The 16,296-nt window shown below is 71.1% G+C and carries 17 protein-coding genes; 10 read left to right on the forward strand and 7 right to left on the reverse strand.

Annotated features, from left to right (window positions below; genetic code table 11):
- Window positions 1–67: 67 nt before the first annotated feature.
- Window positions 68–1,432, reverse strand: a complete 1,365-nt coding sequence (locus tag MQP27_RS42630; RefSeq protein WP_242775660.1) for an aspartate aminotransferase family protein — start codon at window positions 1,430–1,432, stop codon at window positions 68–70.
- A gap of 2 nt (window positions 1,433–1,434) precedes the next feature.
- Entirely contained in the window at window positions 1,435–1,950 is a 516-nt protein-coding gene (locus MQP27_RS42635) for an Lrp/AsnC family transcriptional regulator (RefSeq protein ID WP_242775662.1), read from the reverse strand.
- Between the two features lie 170 nt (window positions 1,951–2,120).
- On the opposite strand from MQP27_RS42635, the gene MQP27_RS42640 reads away from it, so the two are divergent.
- Window positions 2,121–3,560 (forward strand): gamma-aminobutyraldehyde dehydrogenase, encoded by a 1,440-nt coding sequence (locus tag MQP27_RS42640; RefSeq protein WP_242775664.1) that lies wholly within the window; start codon window positions 2,121–2,123, stop codon window positions 3,558–3,560.
- Window positions 3,561–3,632: 72 nt separating this feature from the next.
- On the opposite strand, the gene MQP27_RS42645 is transcribed toward MQP27_RS42640, so the two are convergent.
- Window positions 3,633–4,157, reverse strand: coding sequence for a hypothetical protein (locus MQP27_RS42645; RefSeq protein ID WP_242775665.1), 525 nt, complete (start codon window positions 4,155–4,157; stop codon window positions 3,633–3,635).
- Between the two features lie 120 nt (window positions 4,158–4,277).
- Here MQP27_RS42645 and MQP27_RS42650 point away from each other — a divergent pair, with 120 nt between their 5' ends.
- From MQP27_RS42650 to MQP27_RS42670, 5 genes are all read left to right on the forward strand, one after another.
- Window positions 4,278–4,934, forward strand: a complete 657-nt coding sequence (locus MQP27_RS42650) for a response regulator transcription factor (RefSeq protein WP_242775668.1) — start codon at window positions 4,278–4,280, stop codon at window positions 4,932–4,934.
- A complete protein-coding gene (locus MQP27_RS42655; RefSeq protein WP_242775670.1) occupies window positions 4,931–6,793 on the forward strand; it encodes a sensor histidine kinase in 1,863 nt (620 codons plus the stop codon). Before MQP27_RS42650 ends, MQP27_RS42655 begins: the two co-directional genes overlap by 4 nt.
- 117 nt (window positions 6,794–6,910) lie before the next feature.
- On the forward strand, window positions 6,911–8,101 hold the full coding sequence (locus MQP27_RS42660; RefSeq protein WP_242775672.1) for a polyamine ABC transporter substrate-binding protein: 1,191 nt from the start codon (window positions 6,911–6,913) through the stop codon (window positions 8,099–8,101).
- Complete coding sequence (locus tag MQP27_RS42665) at window positions 8,098–8,292, forward strand: hypothetical protein (protein ID WP_242775674.1); 195 nt, start codon at window positions 8,098–8,100, stop codon at window positions 8,290–8,292. Before MQP27_RS42660 ends, MQP27_RS42665 begins: the two co-directional genes overlap by 4 nt.
- 488 nt (window positions 8,293–8,780) lie before the next feature.
- The gene (locus MQP27_RS42670; protein ID WP_242775676.1) at window positions 8,781–9,185 is read left to right on the forward strand and encodes a hypothetical protein; all 405 of its coding nucleotides are present in this window, start codon (window positions 8,781–8,783) and stop codon (window positions 9,183–9,185) included.
- A 32-nt stretch (window positions 9,186–9,217) separates the two neighbouring features.
- On the opposite strand, the gene MQP27_RS42675 is transcribed toward MQP27_RS42670, so the two are convergent.
- Window positions 9,218–10,138, reverse strand: a complete 921-nt coding sequence (locus MQP27_RS42675) for a LysR family transcriptional regulator (protein WP_242775678.1) — start codon at window positions 10,136–10,138, stop codon at window positions 9,218–9,220.
- Window positions 10,139–10,246: 108 nt separating this feature from the next.
- Here MQP27_RS42675 and MQP27_RS42680 point away from each other — a divergent pair, with 108 nt between their 5' ends.
- Together MQP27_RS42680 and MQP27_RS42685 are read left to right on the forward strand one after the other, a co-directional pair.
- A complete protein-coding gene (locus MQP27_RS42680) occupies window positions 10,247–11,371 on the forward strand; it encodes a diaminopropionate ammonia-lyase (RefSeq protein WP_242775680.1) in 1,125 nt (374 codons plus the stop codon).
- Between the two features lie 23 nt (window positions 11,372–11,394).
- A complete protein-coding gene (locus MQP27_RS42685; RefSeq protein ID WP_242775682.1) occupies window positions 11,395–12,654 on the forward strand; it encodes an ArgE/DapE family deacylase in 1,260 nt (419 codons plus the stop codon).
- Here the strand turns inward: MQP27_RS42685 and MQP27_RS42690 are convergent.
- Together MQP27_RS42690 and MQP27_RS42695 are read right to left on the reverse strand one after the other, a co-directional pair.
- On the reverse strand, window positions 12,587–13,753 hold the full coding sequence (locus MQP27_RS42690) for an MFS transporter (protein ID WP_242775684.1): 1,167 nt from the start codon (window positions 13,751–13,753) through the stop codon (window positions 12,587–12,589). The two genes, MQP27_RS42685 and MQP27_RS42690, sit on opposite strands and share 68 nt — an antisense overlap.
- Entirely contained in the window at window positions 13,750–14,352 is a 603-nt protein-coding gene (locus MQP27_RS42695; protein ID WP_242775686.1) for a helix-turn-helix domain-containing protein, read from the reverse strand. The genes MQP27_RS42690 and MQP27_RS42695 overlap by 4 nt, the downstream gene beginning before the upstream one ends.
- Here MQP27_RS42695 and MQP27_RS42700 point away from each other — a divergent pair.
- Window positions 14,351–14,869: a GNAT family N-acetyltransferase gene (locus tag MQP27_RS42700; protein WP_242775975.1), complete on the forward strand. Its 519-nt coding sequence runs from the start codon at window positions 14,351–14,353 to the stop codon at window positions 14,867–14,869. The genes MQP27_RS42695 and MQP27_RS42700 overlap by 2 nt on opposite strands.
- A 176-nt stretch (window positions 14,870–15,045) precedes the next feature.
- A complete protein-coding gene (locus MQP27_RS42705; RefSeq protein ID WP_242775688.1) occupies window positions 15,046–15,621 on the forward strand; it encodes a CGNR zinc finger domain-containing protein in 576 nt (191 codons plus the stop codon).
- 6 nt (window positions 15,622–15,627) lie between these two features.
- Here MQP27_RS42705 and MQP27_RS42710 read toward each other — a convergent pair whose 3' ends face one another.
- Window positions 15,628–16,227, reverse strand: a complete 600-nt coding sequence (locus tag MQP27_RS42710; RefSeq protein ID WP_242775690.1) for a TetR/AcrR family transcriptional regulator — start codon at window positions 16,225–16,227, stop codon at window positions 15,628–15,630.
- Between the last annotated feature and the right edge of the window lie 69 nt (window positions 16,228–16,296).

Here is a 16,296-nt window from a genome sequence, read left to right on the forward strand (position 1 = left end):
CCGGGGTGCACCGTTCTCACTCGAACGGGTGCACCCCGGGCCGTATAAGCCGTCTAACCGCCGGAGGTCAGAGCTTCGTCCACGCCTCCGTCAGCGTCGCGCGCAGGATCTGCTCGATCTCGTCGAACGTCTCCTGGTTGGAGATCAGCGGCGGGGCGAGCTGGACGACCGGGTCGCCGCGGTCGTCGGCGCGGCAGTACAGGCCGTTGTCGAAGAGCGCCTTCGACAGGAAGCCGTAGAGGACGCGCTCGGTCTCCTCGTCGTTGAAGGACTCCTTCGTGGCCTTGTCCTTCACCAGCTCGATGCCGTAGAAGAAGCCGTTGCCGCGGACGTCGCCGACGATCGGCAGGTCGTGCAGCTTCTGGAGGGTGGAGAGGAACGCGCCCTCGTTGTCGAGGACGTGCTGGTTCAGGCCCTCGCGCTCGAAGAGGTCCAGGTTCGCCAGGCCGACCGCGGCCGAGACCGGGTGGCCGCCGAAGGTGTAGCCGTGCAGGAAGGTGTTGTCGCCCTTGTAGAACGGCTCCGCCAGGCGGTCGCTGACGATGCACGCGCCGATGGGGGAGTAGCCGGACGTCATGCCCTTGGCGCAGGTGATCATGTCCGGGACGTAACCGAACTTGTCACAGGCGAACATCGTGCCCAGGCGGCCGAAGGCGCAGATGACCTCGTCCGAGACCAGCAGTACGTCGTACTGGTCGCAGATCTCGCGCACGCGCTGGAAGTAGCCGGGCGGGGGCGGGAAGCAGCCGCCCGCGTTCTGGACCGGCTCCAGGAAGACCGCCGCGACCGTGTCCGGGCCCTCGAAGAGGATCTGCTGCTCGATCTGGTCGGCGGCCCAGCGGCCGAAGGCCTCCGGGTCGTCGCCGTGGATCGGGGCGCGGTAGATGTTGGTGTTCGGGACCTTGTGGGCGCCGGGGACGAGCGGCTCGAACGGCGCCTTCAGGCCGGGCAGACCCGTGATCGACAGGGCGCCCTGCGGGGTGCCGTGGTAGGCGACCGCGCGGGAGATGACCTTGTACTTGGTGGGCTTGCCGACCAGCTTGAAGTACTGCTTGGCGAGCTTCCAGGCGGTCTCGACCGCCTCGCCGCCGCCGGTGGTGAAGAAGACCTTGTTCAGGTCGCCGGGCGCGTGGTCGGCCAGCCGCTCCGCGAGCTCCACGGCCTTCGGGTGGGCGTAGGACCACACCGGGAAGAACGCCAGCTCCTGCGCCTGCTTGAAGGCGGTCTCGGCAAGCTCCGTGCGGCCGTGGCCGGCCTGGACCACGAACAGGCCCGCGAGACCGTCGAGGTAGCGCTTGCCCTTGTCGTCGTAGATGTAGGTGCCCTCGCCCCGGACGATGGTCGGGACGGGGGAGTTCTCGTACGAGGACATGCGGGTGAAGTGCATCCACAGGTGGTCGTACGCGGTCTTGCTGAGGTCCTTCTGGCTCACGGTTATCGGGTTCCCCACATGTAGGTCTGCTTCTTCAGCTTCAGGTAGACGAAGCTTTCGGTGGAGCGCACGCCGGGCAGCGCCCGGATGCGTTTGTTGATGACGTCCAGCAGGTGGTCGTCGTCCTCGCAGACGATCTCGGCGAGGATGTCGAACGAGCCCGCGGTCATCACCACGTACTCGACTTCCGACATGTCAGTCAGCGCCTCGGCTATGGACTCGACGTCGCCCTCGACATTGACACCGACCATCGCCTGCCGGCGGAAGCCCACGGTGAGCGGGTCCGTGACGGCGACGATCTGCATCACGCCCTGGTCGAGCAGCTTCTGGACGCGCTGGCGCACGGCTGCCTCGGACAGGCCCACGGCCTTGCCGATGGCGGCGTACGGACGCCTGCCGTCCTCCTGGAGCTGTTCGATGATGGCGAGGGAGACGGCATCCAGATGGGGAGTGCCGTTCCTGGACTCCCGCGAGTCCCGCTGCTCTGCGCTTCGACTGGCCACGACCTCACTGTGCACGACGTCTCGACGGTTCCGCAAGGGTGGACCGATGAAATTCGTTGTTTACGCGAGCGAGATCTGCGGATTCCGCAGTCTTGGCGCGATCAGGGGTGTTGAAAACGTGGGCGTGCGGATTAGGGTGGGTGTCTCAGCCAATGGACAGTTCGACCTGACACAGGAGGCCGGCAGTGAGCACCGAGCTGCGTCGTCTGCGCAACTACATCGACGGTGAGTTCCGGGACGCCGCCGACGGACGGACCACCGAGGTGGTCAACCCCGCGACGGGCGAGGCGTACGCGACCGCGCCGCTGTCCGGAGCGGCGGACGTGGACGCCGCGATGGCGGCCGCCGCCGCGGCCTTCCCGGGCTGGCGCGACACCACCCCGGCCGAGCGTCAGAAGGCCCTCCTCAAGATCGCGGACGCGTTCGAGGAGCGGGCCGAGGAGCTGATCGCGGCCGAGGTGGAGAACACCGGCAAGCCGATCGGGCTCACGCGGTCCGAGGAGATCCCGCCGATGGTCGACCAGATCCGCTTCTTCGCGGGTGCGGCCCGGATGCTGGAGGGGCGCTCGGCCGGCGAGTACATGGACGGGATGACCTCGATCATCCGCCGTGAGCCGGTCGGCGTCTGCGCGCAGGTCGCGCCGTGGAACTACCCGATGATGATGGCCGTGTGGAAGTTCGCGCCGGCCATCGCGGCGGGCAACACGGTGGTGTTGAAGCCGTCGGACACCACCCCCGCCTCCACCGTCCTGATCGCCGACATCATCGGCTCGATCCTGCCCAAGGGCGTCTTCAACGTCGTCACCGGCGACCGTGACACGGGCCGGCTGATGGTCGAGCACCCGATCCCGGCGATGGCCTCCATCACCGGCTCGGTGCGGGCCGGCATGTCGGTCGCCGAGTCGGCCTCCAAGGACCTCAAGCGGGTCCACCTGGAGCTCGGCGGCAAGGCGCCGGTCGTCGTCTTCGAGGACACGGACATCGCCAAGGCCGTCGAGGACATCTCGGTGGCGGGCTTCTTCAACGCCGGCCAGGACTGTACGGCCGCCACGCGCGTGCTCGTGCAGGAGGGCATCCACGACGAGTTCGTGGCCGCGCTCGCGAAGGCCGCGGCCGAGACGAAGACCGGGCAGCCGGACGACGAGGACGTGCTCTTCGGTCCCCTCAACAACCCGAACCAGCTCAAGCAGGTCTCCGGGTTCATCGAGCGGCTGCCGGCGCACGCCAAGGTCGAGGCGGGCGGCCAGCGGGTCGGTGACAAGGGGTACTTCTACGCGCCGACCGTCGTCTCGGGGCTGAAGCAGGACGACGAGATCATCCAGAACGAGGTCTTCGGGCCGGTCATCACCGTCCAGTCCTTCACGGACGAGGACCAGGCGGTGGAGTGGGCCAACGGCGTCGACTACGCGCTGGCGTCCTCGGTGTGGACCAAGGACCACGGGCGTGCGATGCGGATGTCGAAGAAGCTGGACTTCGGGTGCGTGTGGATCAACACGCACATTCCGCTGGTCGCGGAGATGCCGCACGGCGGGTTCAAGAAGTCCGGGTACGGCAAGGACCTGTCGGGGTACGGGTTCGAGGACTACACGCGGATCAAGCATGTGATGACGTCGCTGGACGCGTAGTCGGTTGTTTGTTGCCTGCAGGGGCGTGGGGGCTGGTCGCGCAGTTCCCCGCGCCCCTTTGGGGCGTTGCTGTCAGGCCTCCTTGAAACTGGTCGTCAGGCCGGGGCCGCTGTCCTCGCCCTTGCCGCCCTTCTCCGTGTGCAGGGTCGGGCCCTCCTTACCCGGCTTTCCCGGGAGTGGCGGCAGGTCCGACAGGGCGGGGAAGGTGATGCCTGCCTTCTCCATGATCGGGCCGCACTTCTTCATCGCCTTCTTGTACGCCTTCGACGTCGGGTCGAAGTCGCCGCCGCCGACCTTCACTTCGAGGCGTACGCGGCCCTCGGCGTCCTTGGAGGCGTGGAAGGCCGGGTAGACCGACTGGCCCTGGTCCTTCATGCAGGCGGCGAAGTCGTCGTTGGCGGTGTTGACGTCGCCGGGGGCGTTCGACGTCGGGTGGTACGACACCCCGAAGCCGGTGCGCACGTGGTGCGGCTCGGTCGTGGTGGTCGACGTGCCGGACGCCTGCGCGGCCGAGGCGCTGACCGTGCCGAGCGCGGCGGCCGTCAGCACGGCGATGCCGAGGGCGAGCCGCTGCGGCCGGGTCACCGGAACACGCATGGTTCCTCCTGGTGTTGAGTCGCTGTCGCTTACGCCGCCCAGGCAACTCCCTGCGCGGTTACAGCGGCGGAACGGCCGCGCTTATCCGCGTGTAACCACGCCCGCGCCACACTGAAGGCCATGCGTGTGCTGGTGGTCGAGGACCATGAAGAGCTCGCCGAGATGGTGGCCGTGGGGCTGCGCCGGGAGGGCATGGCGGTCGACCTCGCCCTCGACGGCCCGACCGCGCTGGAGCGCGCCGAGATCAACGGTTACGACGTCGTCGTACTCGATCGTGATCTGCCCGGCCTGCACGGGGATCAGGTGTGCAGGAGGCTGGCCGGCGGGGGCAGTCGGGCGCGGGTGCTGATGCTCACCGCGTCCGGGACCGTGGCCGACCGGGTGGCGGGGCTCGGGCTGGGGGCCGACGACTATCTGTCGAAGCCGTTCGCCTTCGCCGAACTCGTCGCGCGGATACGGGCGTTGGCGCGCCGTGCGCAGCCCGCGTTGCCGCCGGTTCTCGTGCGCGGGGCGCTGCGGCTGGACCCGGCGCGCCGGGAGGCCATGCGGGACGGATGCCAACTGCCGCTCAGTCCCAAGGAGTTCGCCGTCCTGGAGCTGCTGCTCGGGGCGCAGGGGGCGGTCGTGTCGACCGAGGAGCTGCTGGAGCGGGCGTGGGACGAGGCCGCGGATCCGTTCAGCCAGACGGTCAAGGTCACGGTGAGCAGGCTGCGCCGGAAGCTGGGGGAGCCGCCGTTGATCGAGACGGTGGACCGGGCCGGGTACCGGATCCCGTGAACCGCCGTATGCGGGAGTTCCGTTGGCGGCCGCGCAGCATCCGGTGGCGGCTGACGCTGCTGTACAGCGCGCTGTTCGTGGTCGCGGGCTCGCTGTTGCTGGGCTTCGTCTACTTCCTCGCCGCGCACTCCGCGGGCAGCCCGTCGCGGACCATCACCTCCGTCGAGGGGCCGGGGGTGTCGGTCGCGGACGGTGCCCCGGCCCCGCCGGCGACGGTCCGGGCCGTCGCCGAGGTGGTCCGCCGGGACCAGCTGCACGACCTGCTCGTCTACACCGTCCTCGCGCTCGCGGTGATGGCGCTGGCCTCCCTCGCGCTGGGCTGGCTGATGGCCGGGCGGGTGCTGTCGCCGCTGCGGAGCATGACCGCCACCGCCCGCCGGATCTCCGCCGACAATCTGCACGAGCGGCTCGCGGTCGGCGGGCCCGAGGACGAGCTGAAGGCGGTGGCGGACACCTTCGACGACGTGCTCGCGCGGCTGGAGGGGGCGTTCGAGGCGCAGAAGCAGTTCGTCGCCAACGCCTCGCACGAGCTGCGCACCCCGCTCACCCTCCAGCAGACGATCGTGGACGTCACCCTCGCCGACCCGGACGCGACGGAAGAGGCTCTGCGGGCCGCGCTGCGCCGGGTGCGGGCCGCCGGGCAGGAGCAGGAGCGGCTGATCGACGCCCTGTTGACGCTGGCGCGCAGTCAACGCGGGCTTGAGCGGAGGGAGTTCGTCGATCTCGCCGAGGTCGTGGGGGAGCGGCTGCCGGTGGGTGGGCCCCGGGTCGAGGCGCGGCTGGAGGCGGCGCCCGTGCTGGGGGATCCACAGCTGATCGAGCGGCTGGTGGTCAACCTGATCGAGAACGCCGTACGGCACAACCTCCCGGTGGGGGAGGGGGGTTGGGTGACCGTGTGGACGGGGGTGGACGCGGCGGGGGCGCCCGGGCTGCGGATCGAGAACAGCGGGCCGGTGATCCCGGCGGACCAGGCGGCGGGGCTCTTCCAGCCGTTCCGCCGACTCGGTCCGGACCGGGTGCGCAAGCGGGACGGACTGGGCCTCGGTATGTCCATCGTCGCGGCCGTCGTCACCGCGCACGGCGGGCGGGTACGGGCCCGGACACGACCGACGGGCGGACTGACCGTGGAGGTGACCCTGCCATGCTGCGAGCGCACAGCACCGGCACCGCCCGTCGCGTCGTCTGCGTCGGCTGCTGCGCCGCCCGCGTCGGCTGCCGTGTCGCCCGGGCTGCCCGCCGCGTCGCCCGTGCCGTCCGCCGCGCAGCCCGTGCCGTCCGCCGCCTCGGCTGCTGCGTCGCCCCCGCGCCCTGTTGGTGCGCCCGCGCCGTCTACCGCGCAGTCCGCGACACCCTCGCGGGTCGCTGGTGTGTCAGCGTCGGCTGCCGCGTCGGCTTCGGGTCTCGTTGGTGCGCCAGTGCCGCCCGGCCCGTCGCCCGCGCCGTTCGCCGTGTCGCCCGCGTCGGCTGCTGCGTCGCCCCCGCGCCCTGTTGGTGCGCCCGCGCCGTCTACCGCGCAGTCCGCGACACCCTCGCGGGTCGCTGGTGTGTCAGCGTCGGCTGCCGCGTCGGCTTCGGGTCTCGTCGGTGCGCCAGTGCCGCCGGGCCCGTCGGCCGCGCCGTTCGCCGAGTCTCCGCCTGCCGCTGCCGCTGCCGCTGCCGCTGCCGCTGCCGCGCCGGCGTCGGGGCTCGTCGGTGCGCCAGTGCCGCCCGGCACGCCGTCCGCGCCGCTCGCCGCGTCTCCGCCAGCCGCTGCCGCGTCTCCACCGGCCGCTGCCGCAGCCTCGTCGCCCGCCGACACGCCCTCCCCGCCCGCCGCGGCACCCCTTGCCGCCCCGCGGCCCGCGCCCCGAAGGCCGTAAACCTGGCTCATTGCCTTGACCTGGTGAGAGCGATCGACAAGGTGTCCGTCGGACCCGGTGGTCCGCTCGACGCAGCGTCGATTGTTCGTCCACAGGTGGGGGCGGCATGCTGCGTCAATGCCCCTGACTTCGAAGACTCCCCCGCTCTCCCGCCGGTCCCTGCTGCGTGTGCTGGGCGGGGGCGCCGTGCTCGGCGGTCTGGCCGGGTGCGGGGTGCCGGCCGCGTATGTGAAGCCCGGCCAGCGGGCCGTCGCGGACATGTCGGCCAGCGACAAGCGGCTGACCTGGGCGAACTGGCCGCTGTACATCGACACGGACGACGACAACCCGAACAGCCGGCCCACCCTTGAGGCCTTCGAGAAGCGCACGGGGATCTCCGTCAAGTACACCGAGGAGATCAACGACAACGACGAGTTCTTCGGCAAGATCAGCCCCGCGCTGATGAACCACCAGCAGACCGGCCGCGACCTCATCGTCATGAGCGATTGGATGTGCGCGCGGTTCGTGCGGCTGGGGTGGGTCCAGGAGATGGACCGGGCGAAGCAGCCGAACGTCACCAAGTACCTTGACCCGCAGCTGCGTTCGCCCGCCTTCGACCCGGGCCGCAGATACTCGGTGCCGTGGCAGTCGGGCATCACCGGCATCGCCTACAACCGCAAGAAGCTGGGCCGCGAGATCCGCCATGTCTCCGAGCTGTGGGCGAGCGACCTCAAGGGGCGCGTCACCCTGCTGTCCGGCCTCGACGAGGCGTTCGCGCTGCTGATGCAGGGCAACGGCGTCGACATCACCCGGTGGAAGGCCGCCGACTTCGACAAGGTCTGCGACCAGGTCGAGAAGTACGTGGCGGGCGGCCAGATCCGGCGCTTCACCGGCAACGACTACACCAAGGACCTGGTCAGCGGTGACGTCCTGGCCTGTCAGGCGTACTCCGGAGACGTCATCCAACTCCAGGCCGACAACCCGGACATCCGCTTCGTCGTCCCCGAGGAGGGCGCGGAGCTGTGGGCCGACTCGCTGATGATCCCGGACCGCGCCCTGCACAAGAGCAACGCGGAGAAGCTCGTCGACTACTACTACGAGCCCGAGGTGGCCGCCGAACTCGCGGCCTGGGTCAACTACGTCTGCCCCGTCCCCGCGGCCCAGGAGATCCTCGCCGCCGACAAGGACAAGGACACCGCCGCCCTCGCCGAGAACCCGCTGATCTTCCCGGACGCGACGATGCGCAAGCGGCTCGCCATCGCCCGGGACATCACCTCGACGGAACGGGTGGAGTTCGCCAAGCGGTGGAACAAGATCGTGGGGTTGTGAGGGGCGCGGCCGGTCGGTTGCGCCTGCTGTGCCGGGAGCGGTTCACCGGCACCGAGACATGGTTGCGGGCCGCTCTCACCAGCGCGCGGTCGTACTGCCGGAGCACCTTCCGCGGTGACGAGCCGGACCTGCTGTGGGCGCCGCGGATGCTGCACGCCGGCCTGTCGCCGGACCCGCTTCGGGCGGCCTGATGCTGCCCGTCCTGGCCGCCACGCTGCACCGCTTCGGCCTGGCCGTGGTCGCGGGCGGAGCCGGGAACTTCGTCAGCCGTCAGCGCCTTCGAGGCACTGCTCGGTGAGCTCGGCGTGGACGTCTGCACCGGCCGGCCGGTGGAGCGGCTGCTCGTCAGCGACGGCAGGGTCCGCGGTGTCGTCTGTGGCGGTGAGACCATCCGGGCCCGTCGCGCCGTCCTCGCCTCTGTGACCCCGACCGCGTTGTACGGAGATCTGCTGCCCGATGACGCCCCTGTCCCGCCCGTGGTACGCGACCAAGCCCGGCGCTCCCGGTACGGGCGTGCGGCTGCATGTGAGCGACGGATCGGCGAGTACCGCGATCGCCTGCGCGGAGGCCGAGGCGGGCCCGCTGCCCCGCCGGCCCACGGTGGTCGTGGGCCGGCAGCACGTCCTCGACCCGTCGCGCGTACCCGAAGGGGCCGCCGCACTGGCTGCAACCGCAGGAATTGCCCTACGAGCCGAAAGGCGACGCGGCGGACGAGCTGGATGTCACCGGTGGCTGGACGAAGGGGTTGACCGACGGCTACGCCCGCCGGGTGCTCGCACGCGTGGCCCGGCACTCGCCCGATCTGCCAGGCAAGACGCTCGCCTGGGATGCCGTCACCCCCGACGACCTCGCCCGGCACAACCCCAACGCGGTGGGCGGCTACCCCTACGGAGGATCCGCCGAACTCGACCAGAACCTGCTGTGGCGCTCGCTGCCCGCGGCGTCCCGGCATGCGACCCCGGTGGCCGGTCTGTGGCACATCGGTGCCTCCACCCATCCCGGCCTCGGCCTCGGCCTCGGCGGAGGATCGGGGCACCTCGTGGTGCAGCAGCTCATGCGCGCGCGTCGGCACACCCGCGGGTGACCGGTGCGGCCTGGACTTGAGGTCGATTGCCCCTAAGCCTCGCCGGCAGGCAAGGCAGCCGTGCGCAGGAGGGCGCTCCTGCAGGCCAGGATCGCGGGGTGTCGGCTGCGGCCGTGGCGTACGACGGTGAAGATCCGGCGGGTGCGCTGACCGCGGGGGAGTTCCCGCAGGGCGACGGTCGGGGGCCGCCCGTTCCAGACGAGGTCGGGCAGGAAGGCGGCCGCGTGTCCCTGCTCGACCAGGCGGAGATGGAGCAGGAGGTCGGTGGTCTCGAACCGTACGTCGGGTTCGAAGCCGGCGTTGCGGCACAGGGCTGTGGTCCAGTGGCGGGCAGGGGTGCCCTCGGGTTCCATCACCCAGGGGTGGTCGGCGAGTCGGCGCAGTGCCGCCGTCGGGCCCTCGGTGCCGGGGCCGTCGGCCCGTTCGGGCAGGGCGAGGTACAGGGGGTCGTCGAGCAGGTCCTCCTGTTCGAGTTCGGTGGGCCGGGGGTTGGGGTTGCCGGGGTACTCCTCGGCGAGGACCAGGTCGAAGTCGCGGGCCTGCAGGGCGGGCAGGGACTTCACCGGTTCCATGTGGGTGACGTGGACCCGCAGTTGGGGGTGCCGGTCGCGCAGCAGGCCGAGTGCGGGCGGGACCAGGGTCAGGGCGGCCGTCTGGAACGAGGCGACGCGCAGGGTGCCGGTCAGGTCGGTCAGGGAGGCGGCGATGTCCGCCTCCGCGCGCTCCAGGCGTTCGAGCACCGCTTCGGTGTGAGCGACGAGAATCTCGGCCTGCGCGGTCAGCCGTACCCGCCGCCCAACCGGTTCCAGGAGCGGGACACCGGCCTCGGCCTCCAGCTGGGAGAGCTGCTGGGAGACGGAGGAGGGGGCGTAGGACAGGGCGGCGGCGACGGCCGCGAGCGTGCCGCGATGCTTGAGCTCGCGCAGCAGGCGCAGTCGGTGCAAGTCGAACATCGGCGGACCGCGCTCCTTGCCGTGGGCTCGATCGGTCGGTTTTTCCGATGACTATAGGTAGGAAACATTCGCTGGACCGATCGTAGGTGAAGATCGGACCCTGATCGTGTGACTGAGAACGCTTCCTCCTCCCTCCGTACGCTGCCGTGCTTTGTGCGGCCCGGTGCCCGTGCCTGGCGGTGTGCACCCGTATCCGCCGAGGTGCGGGGCTTTCACGCCGCGCTGCCCGGCTACTCACCCACCCCGCTGACCGAACTCCCCCAGCTGGCCGCGGAGTTGGGGGTGGGCCGGGTCTTCGTCAAGGACGAGTCGTCCCGTCTCGGGCTGCCCGCGTTCAAGGCGCTGGGTGCCTCCTGGGCGGTCCACCGCATCCTTGCCGAGCGGGCCGCGAGCGGAAAGGAACCGGGCCCCGTCACCCTGGTGACCGCCACCGACGGCAACCACGGCCGGGCCGTGGCCCGTATGGCATGCCTGCTCGGACAGCGCGCCCACGTCTTCGTGCCGCGGGGTGTGCATCCGCAGGCCGTGGCGGCCATCGCCGCTGAGGGGGCGACGGTCACCGAGGTCGCGGGGGCGTACGACGAGGCCGTGCGCCTGGCGGCCGAGGCGGCTGCGGGGCCGGACGCGGTCCTCGTCCAGGACACCGCCTGGGCGGGCTATGAGCGGATCCCGGGGTGGATCGTCGAGGGCTACTCCACCCTCTGCGCCGAGATCGACGAGCAACTGGCGGACGGAGGATACGCCCAGGGCCCCGACCTCGTCGCCATACCCGTGGGCGTGGGCTCACTGGCCCAGGCCGTCGTCACCCACTACCGCAGCCGCCCGTCCGGGCGGGCTCCGGCGCTGCTGTCGGTCGAGCCCGAGGCTGCGGCCTGCGTCCTCGAAAGCCTCAACGTCGGCGAACCCGTCAGCGTCTCCACCGGGGACACCACCATGGCCGGGCTGAACTGCGGCACCCCGTCCAGCATCGCCTGGCCCTTCCTGCGCGGCGGGCTGGACGCCGCGGTCGCCGTCGCCGACCTCGACAGCGCGGACGCAGCCGGTGATCTCGCAGACCTCGGTGTCTCCTCGGGTCCTTGCGGGGCCGCGGCGCTGGCCGGCCTCCGCGCGGTGCTCGCCGGTGCGGGCGCCGAAGAACGCCGTACGGCACTGGGACTCGACGCGTCCTCGGTGGTCGTGCTGCTGAGCACCGAGGGCACGGCCGCGAACCCGCACGCCACCGCGGGCCACTGAACCCGGAGAAGCGGAAGGATCACATGTTCCCCGAGCCCTTGGACCCGGATGTCGGCCGACTGCTGGCCCATCTGGTATCCATCGACTCCGTCAATCCGGACCTCGTTCCGGGTGGCGCGGGCGAGACCGTCATCGCCGGCTTCTGCGGCGAATGGCTGGCCGCCCACGGCTTCGAGGTCCACACCCTGGAGAGGCGTTCCGGCAGGCCCTCGCTCGTCGCTGTCGCCCGCGGCACCGGCGGCGGTCGGTCCCTGATGCTCAACGGCCATCTCGACACGGTCGGCCTCGCCGGCTACGACGGCGACCCGCTCGACCCACAGATCCGCGACGGCAGGATGTACGGCCGCGGCACCTTCGACATGAAGGCCGGCATCGCGGCCATGATGGTGGCCGCCGCCCGCGCCACCGCCCACGGCTTCCTGCGCGGCGACGTGCTGCTCGCCTGTGTCGCCGACGAGGAGCACGGCAGCCTCGGCACCGAGGAGGTGTTGGAGTCCTTCACCGCCGACGCGGCGATCGTCACCGAGCCCAGCCATCTCGAAGTCACCCTCGCCCACAAGGGCTTCGCATGGTTCGACGTGGAGATCGAGGGCCGTGCCGCCCATGGTTCGCGGCCCGAGCTCGGCATCGACGCCATCGCCAAAGCGGGGCATTTCCTGGTCGCCCTGGAGGAACTGGGCCGGCACCTCGCGCAGGGGCCCGCGCATCCCCTCCTCGGCACCGGGACCGTACACGCCTCCGTCATCCACGGCGGCGAGGAACCGTCCACCTACCCCGCGCGCTGCCGCATCACCCTGGAGCGCCGCACCGTACCGGGTGAGAGCGCTGAGAGTGTCGAGCGGGAACTGACCGACGTCCTCGACCGCCTCGCCGCCACGGTCCCCGACTTCCGCTACCGCCTGGCCCGCGGCCTGCACCGCGAACCCTTCGAAGCCGACCCCGAAGCCCTGATCGTCCGCACTCTCACCCACCACGCCGAGCAGACCCTCGGCCACCCGCCGGTGATACGCGCCGAGCCCTTCTGGACGGACTGCGCCCTCCTGGACCGCGCGGGTATCCCCTGTCTGCTCTTCGGCGTCGACGGCGAGGGCGCCCACGCGGCCACCGAGTACGTCGACCTGGCCTCGCTGGACCGCCTCACCGACATTCTCACCGGCACCATCACCGACTTCTGTTCCGGAGCCGTCGGCGGATCCGGTGCGGACCTTTTTCTGCTCAGCGAGTCTGCCGGATGCCGGTGCGTCCGAGGGCGGCGGCGATCAGCAGCGCGCCGAGGGCGGTGAGGGCGGTGCCCTGCCAGCCGAGGGTGTTGAGCAGGGGTGCGGCGAGGCCCGTGCCGACGGCGCCGATCGCGAAGTAGAACACGAGATAGACGCTGCTGAGGCTGCCGGAGCGGTGAGGGTCGAGGGCGATGACACGGCTCTGGTTCGCGGCCTGGGCGGCGAAGCAGCCGGCGTCGAAGAGCGCGAGGCCGACTGCCGCGACCGGCGGGCTGTCCAGGCCGGTGGCCAGCAGGGCGGTTCCGGCGGCGGCGGCCAGCATGGCGGCGGTGATCACGGCTTGGGAGCCGTACCGGTCGGTGAGACGTCCCGTGAGGGGGAGCACGGCGAAGCCGAGGAGTCCGGCAAGGCTGTACAGGCCGATGGCGGCCGGGGCGAGGGAGTGGGGCGGCTGGGCCAGGGTGAGGACGAGGGCGACCCAGGTGAGGTTGAAGGCGAAGTACCACAGCCCGCCGGTGGCCACCGCGCGACGCAGTTGCGGATGGTGGCGCAGGAGCGGGAGCAGTGCGGCGAGGGTGGCGCGGTAGCTGCGGCCGGAGTGCGGACGCTGCCGGGGCAGGAGCGTGGCGGCCGAGAGCGCGCCGAGCAGGGCGAGGGCGGCGAAGACGAGGAGCATCCGCCGCCAGCCGAGGAGGTCGGTGAGTGCGCCGCCCGCCAGGCGGCTGAGCAGGATGCCGGCCGACATGCCGGCGGCCACGATCGCGACCCCCCTTCCGCTGCGCCCGGGTGGGGCGTGGCGGCCGGCGACGCTGCTCGCCTGGGCCGCGACGCCGGCGGCGGCGCCGATGACCAGGTAGGCGGCCAGGAGCACGGCTGCGTCGGGCGCGGCCGCGGCGAGGGCGAGGCCGGCGGCCAGGGCGGTGAGCTGTGCGGTGACCAGGCGGTTGGGGGCGAGGTGGTCGGTGAGGGGGAGCAGGAGGGCGAAGCCGGTCATGCACCCCGTGAGCGCGGCGGTCGGCACGAGGTCGATCAGCGAGAGAGGGACGTCCAGGTCGGCGGCGACGGAGGTGAGCGCGGGCTGGATGGCGTAGTTGTTCGCTATCGCCGTTCCGGCTATGACGGCCAGGAGGAACGTGCCGCCTCGGGGAAGGAGGCGGGTCATGGCTGTGTGGCGCGGGTGAGGATGACGGCGTAGCGGCAGTCGGCGTCGGTGGTGTTGGCGAAGACGCGCGGGGTGGGATCGCCGAGTTCGATGGTGTCGCCCGCGTCGAGTTCGTGGACCGTGTCGCCGTCATGGAAGGTCAGCCGGCCGTCGAGGACCCAGACGACCTGTCGTACGAAGACGAAGGCCGCGGCGGGATACGGCACGCGGGCTCCGGCGGGCAGGTGGATCTCGGCGATCTCCGCGGGGAACTGGGGCCCGGTGATCTGGCGGCGCCGGTAGCCGGTGTCGGGGTCGCGCCACTCGGCCGCGTCGGCCTGGCGGCGCACCCCCGCGATATCGCCCGAGTCGCCCTGTGTTCCTTCGGCCGTTCCCTCGGCGAGGGCAAGCAGGGAGGAGACGCTGAGCTGGAAGGCGGCGGACAACTTGCCGAGGACGACGGCGGTGGGGCTGCTCTCGCCGCGCTCGATCCTGCTGATCATGGCCTGGGAGACACCTGAGGCGTCTGCGAGCTGGGCCAGCGTCCATCGGCGGCGTTCCCGCTCGGTGCGGACACGGTCCGCGATCTGTCGCACCAGAGGATCTACTATGTTGGACATGAATCCAATATACGAGAGAAGCCGGGCGGTGACGGTACGCCCGGCCCACCCCGGTGACACGGAGGCCGTCCGTGCCATCCGCAATCACGCGATCGAACACTCGACGGCCCTGTGGACGCAGACACCGCAGTCCGCTACGGAGGGGGCCGCCTGGCTGCGCGCCCACCTCGAGCGTGGCACGGCGTTCGTGGCCGAGGCGGCGGGCGAGGTGGCCGGTTTCGGGGTCTATGCGCCGTGGCGGGATCTGGACGGGTTCCGCCACACCGTGGAGGATTCGGTGTACGTCCGCGAAGGCCGGCACGGGCTCGGCATCGGCTCCGCGTTGCTGGCCGCCCTCATCGCATCGGCGCGTGATGCGGGCCACCACGCCGTGATCGCCGACATCGAATCCGGGAACGCCGGATCCATCCGGCTGCATGAACGGTTCGGGTTCCACCACATCGGCACGGTGCCGGAGGCGGGCACCAAGTTCGGTCGCTGGTTCGACCTCACGATCATGCGGCTGCCGCTGACCTGAGCCGCGGACAGGGAGCACGGCGTAGGTCGATAGTTTCACCCTTCGTCACCTGCCAAGAGGGCGACGAATGAGGGACTTGTCGAGCTGAGGCAGGGGCGGCACGGGTGCCCTGTCTGCGATGACCTCGCGCGAGGTCCGATATCGACGCGGGGTGCGTCACCTGTCAGTATGGGTACGTGGCTGAGTTTGTCTTTGTGAGTGGTCGTCTGTGCCTCGACCTTGCGGGTACCCAGTTGTGGCGGCGCAGCCTCCGCACGGAACTGCTGAACTCTCCGGAGGACCTGCGGCTCTGGGTCCGTCAGGCAGACCTTCTGGACGATCCCGGCACGATGGACGCCCGAGCGTTGGACCGGGTTTGCCGGCTGCGTGAGGCCGTGTACACGCTTGTCAGAGCCTGGTCCCCGGGGAACCCTCCGGACACCGGTGCCCGGGATGCCCTTGCCGAAGTGAACGAAGCGGCCCGGCTTCCGTTGCCGAAGCATCAGCTCGACGAGACGGGACGGCTGACGCGCACCGGCAGTACTGACGAGATCCTCGGGGCTATCGCCCGAGACGCGGTCGACCTGCTGAGCTCGGACCAGTTTCCGCGGATGAGGGAGTGCGCCAACGCGGATTGCACGCGTCTGTTCGTCGATCTGTCCCGCTCAGGAGCGAGACGGTGGTGCGGGATGGCGGAGTGCGGGAACAGGAACAAGGCCGCCAGCTACCGGAAGCGGAAGAAGCAGCAGGCCGTGGCCGAAACCGGAACGTGAGGCCTCTCACCGCGCATCCGGCGGGGGCAGCAGGAACGCCGTCATGAGGTCGACAGAGCCGTTGAAGCAGGTGTCGCCGTGGTCGCGGAGATGTCCGCTGGTTTCGAGGGTGATGGCGCCGATGAGCTGGGTCCATCCGGTGAACATGCGTGGCATCGTGTCCGCGTCCCGGTGGTCCGTGAGGATGCCGGCCAGGAGGAGCGGGATGCGTGACGCGGCGGGGGCGGGTGAGCCGGGTCCGTTCGCTGCCGGCGCGGGGGCGTAGAGCAGCGCGAACTCGTGGGGGTGCTCGTGCGCCCATGCCCGGAGCGCGTGGCAGGCGGTGCGCCATCTGAGGGCCGGGGTGGCGGGGGCGCAGTCGGCGACTCGGTGCTCGACGAAGTCCGCCGCGTTGTGGTGGGCGTCGTCGGCCAGGGCGTTCAGGAGGGCCGCGCGGCCGGGGAAGTAGCGGTAGAGCGCCGAGGACGTGACGCCGATCTCCCGGGCCACCGCGCGCAGGGAGAGGGCCTGGATGCCGTGCTGGGCGAGCAGGCGGCGTGCGATGTCGCGTATCTCCCGGACGAAGTCGTCGTGGGCGCGCTGGCGGATGGTCCGGGCGGTGGTCATGGCGGCCTGCTCTCTGGCTGCTGCTCAGGTGCTTGCTGGGGGGCGCCCCGCCCGCGCGGGGTGCGGGCG

Origin of the sequence: Streptomyces cylindrosporus, assembly GCF_022698165.1 — a bacterium.
GTDB classification, from domain to species: domain Bacteria; phylum Actinomycetota; class Actinomycetes; order Streptomycetales; family Streptomycetaceae; genus Streptomyces; species Streptomyces cylindrosporus.

Bases quoted from the DNA above. Each gene is read 5' to 3' on its own strand.
- MQP27_RS42700 (WP_242775975.1), top strand. From the start codon at position 14,351: ATGAATCCAATATACGAGAGAAGCCGGGCGGTGACGGTACGCCCGGCC.
- MQP27_RS42675 (WP_242775678.1), bottom strand. From the start codon at position 10,138: ATGTTCGACTTGCACCGACTGCGCCTGCTGCGCGAGCTCAAGCATCGC.
- MQP27_RS42650 (WP_242775668.1), top strand. From the start codon at position 4,278: ATGCGTGTGCTGGTGGTCGAGGACCATGAAGAGCTCGCCGAGATGGTG.
- MQP27_RS42660 (WP_242775672.1), top strand. From the start codon at position 6,911: ATGCCCCTGACTTCGAAGACTCCCCCGCTCTCCCGCCGGTCCCTGCTG.
- MQP27_RS42710 (WP_242775690.1), bottom strand. From the start codon at position 16,227: ATGACCACCGCCCGGACCATCCGCCAGCGCGCCCACGACGACTTCGTC.
- MQP27_RS42695 (WP_242775686.1), bottom strand. From the start codon at position 14,352: ATGTCCAACATAGTAGATCCTCTGGTGCGACAGATCGCGGACCGTGTC.
- MQP27_RS42690 (WP_242775684.1), bottom strand. From the start codon at position 13,753: ATGACCCGCCTCCTTCCCCGAGGCGGCACGTTCCTCCTGGCCGTCATA.
- MQP27_RS42685 (WP_242775682.1), top strand. From the start codon at position 11,395: ATGTTCCCCGAGCCCTTGGACCCGGATGTCGGCCGACTGCTGGCCCAT.
- MQP27_RS42645 (WP_242775665.1), bottom strand. From the start codon at position 4,157: ATGCGTGTTCCGGTGACCCGGCCGCAGCGGCTCGCCCTCGGCATCGCC.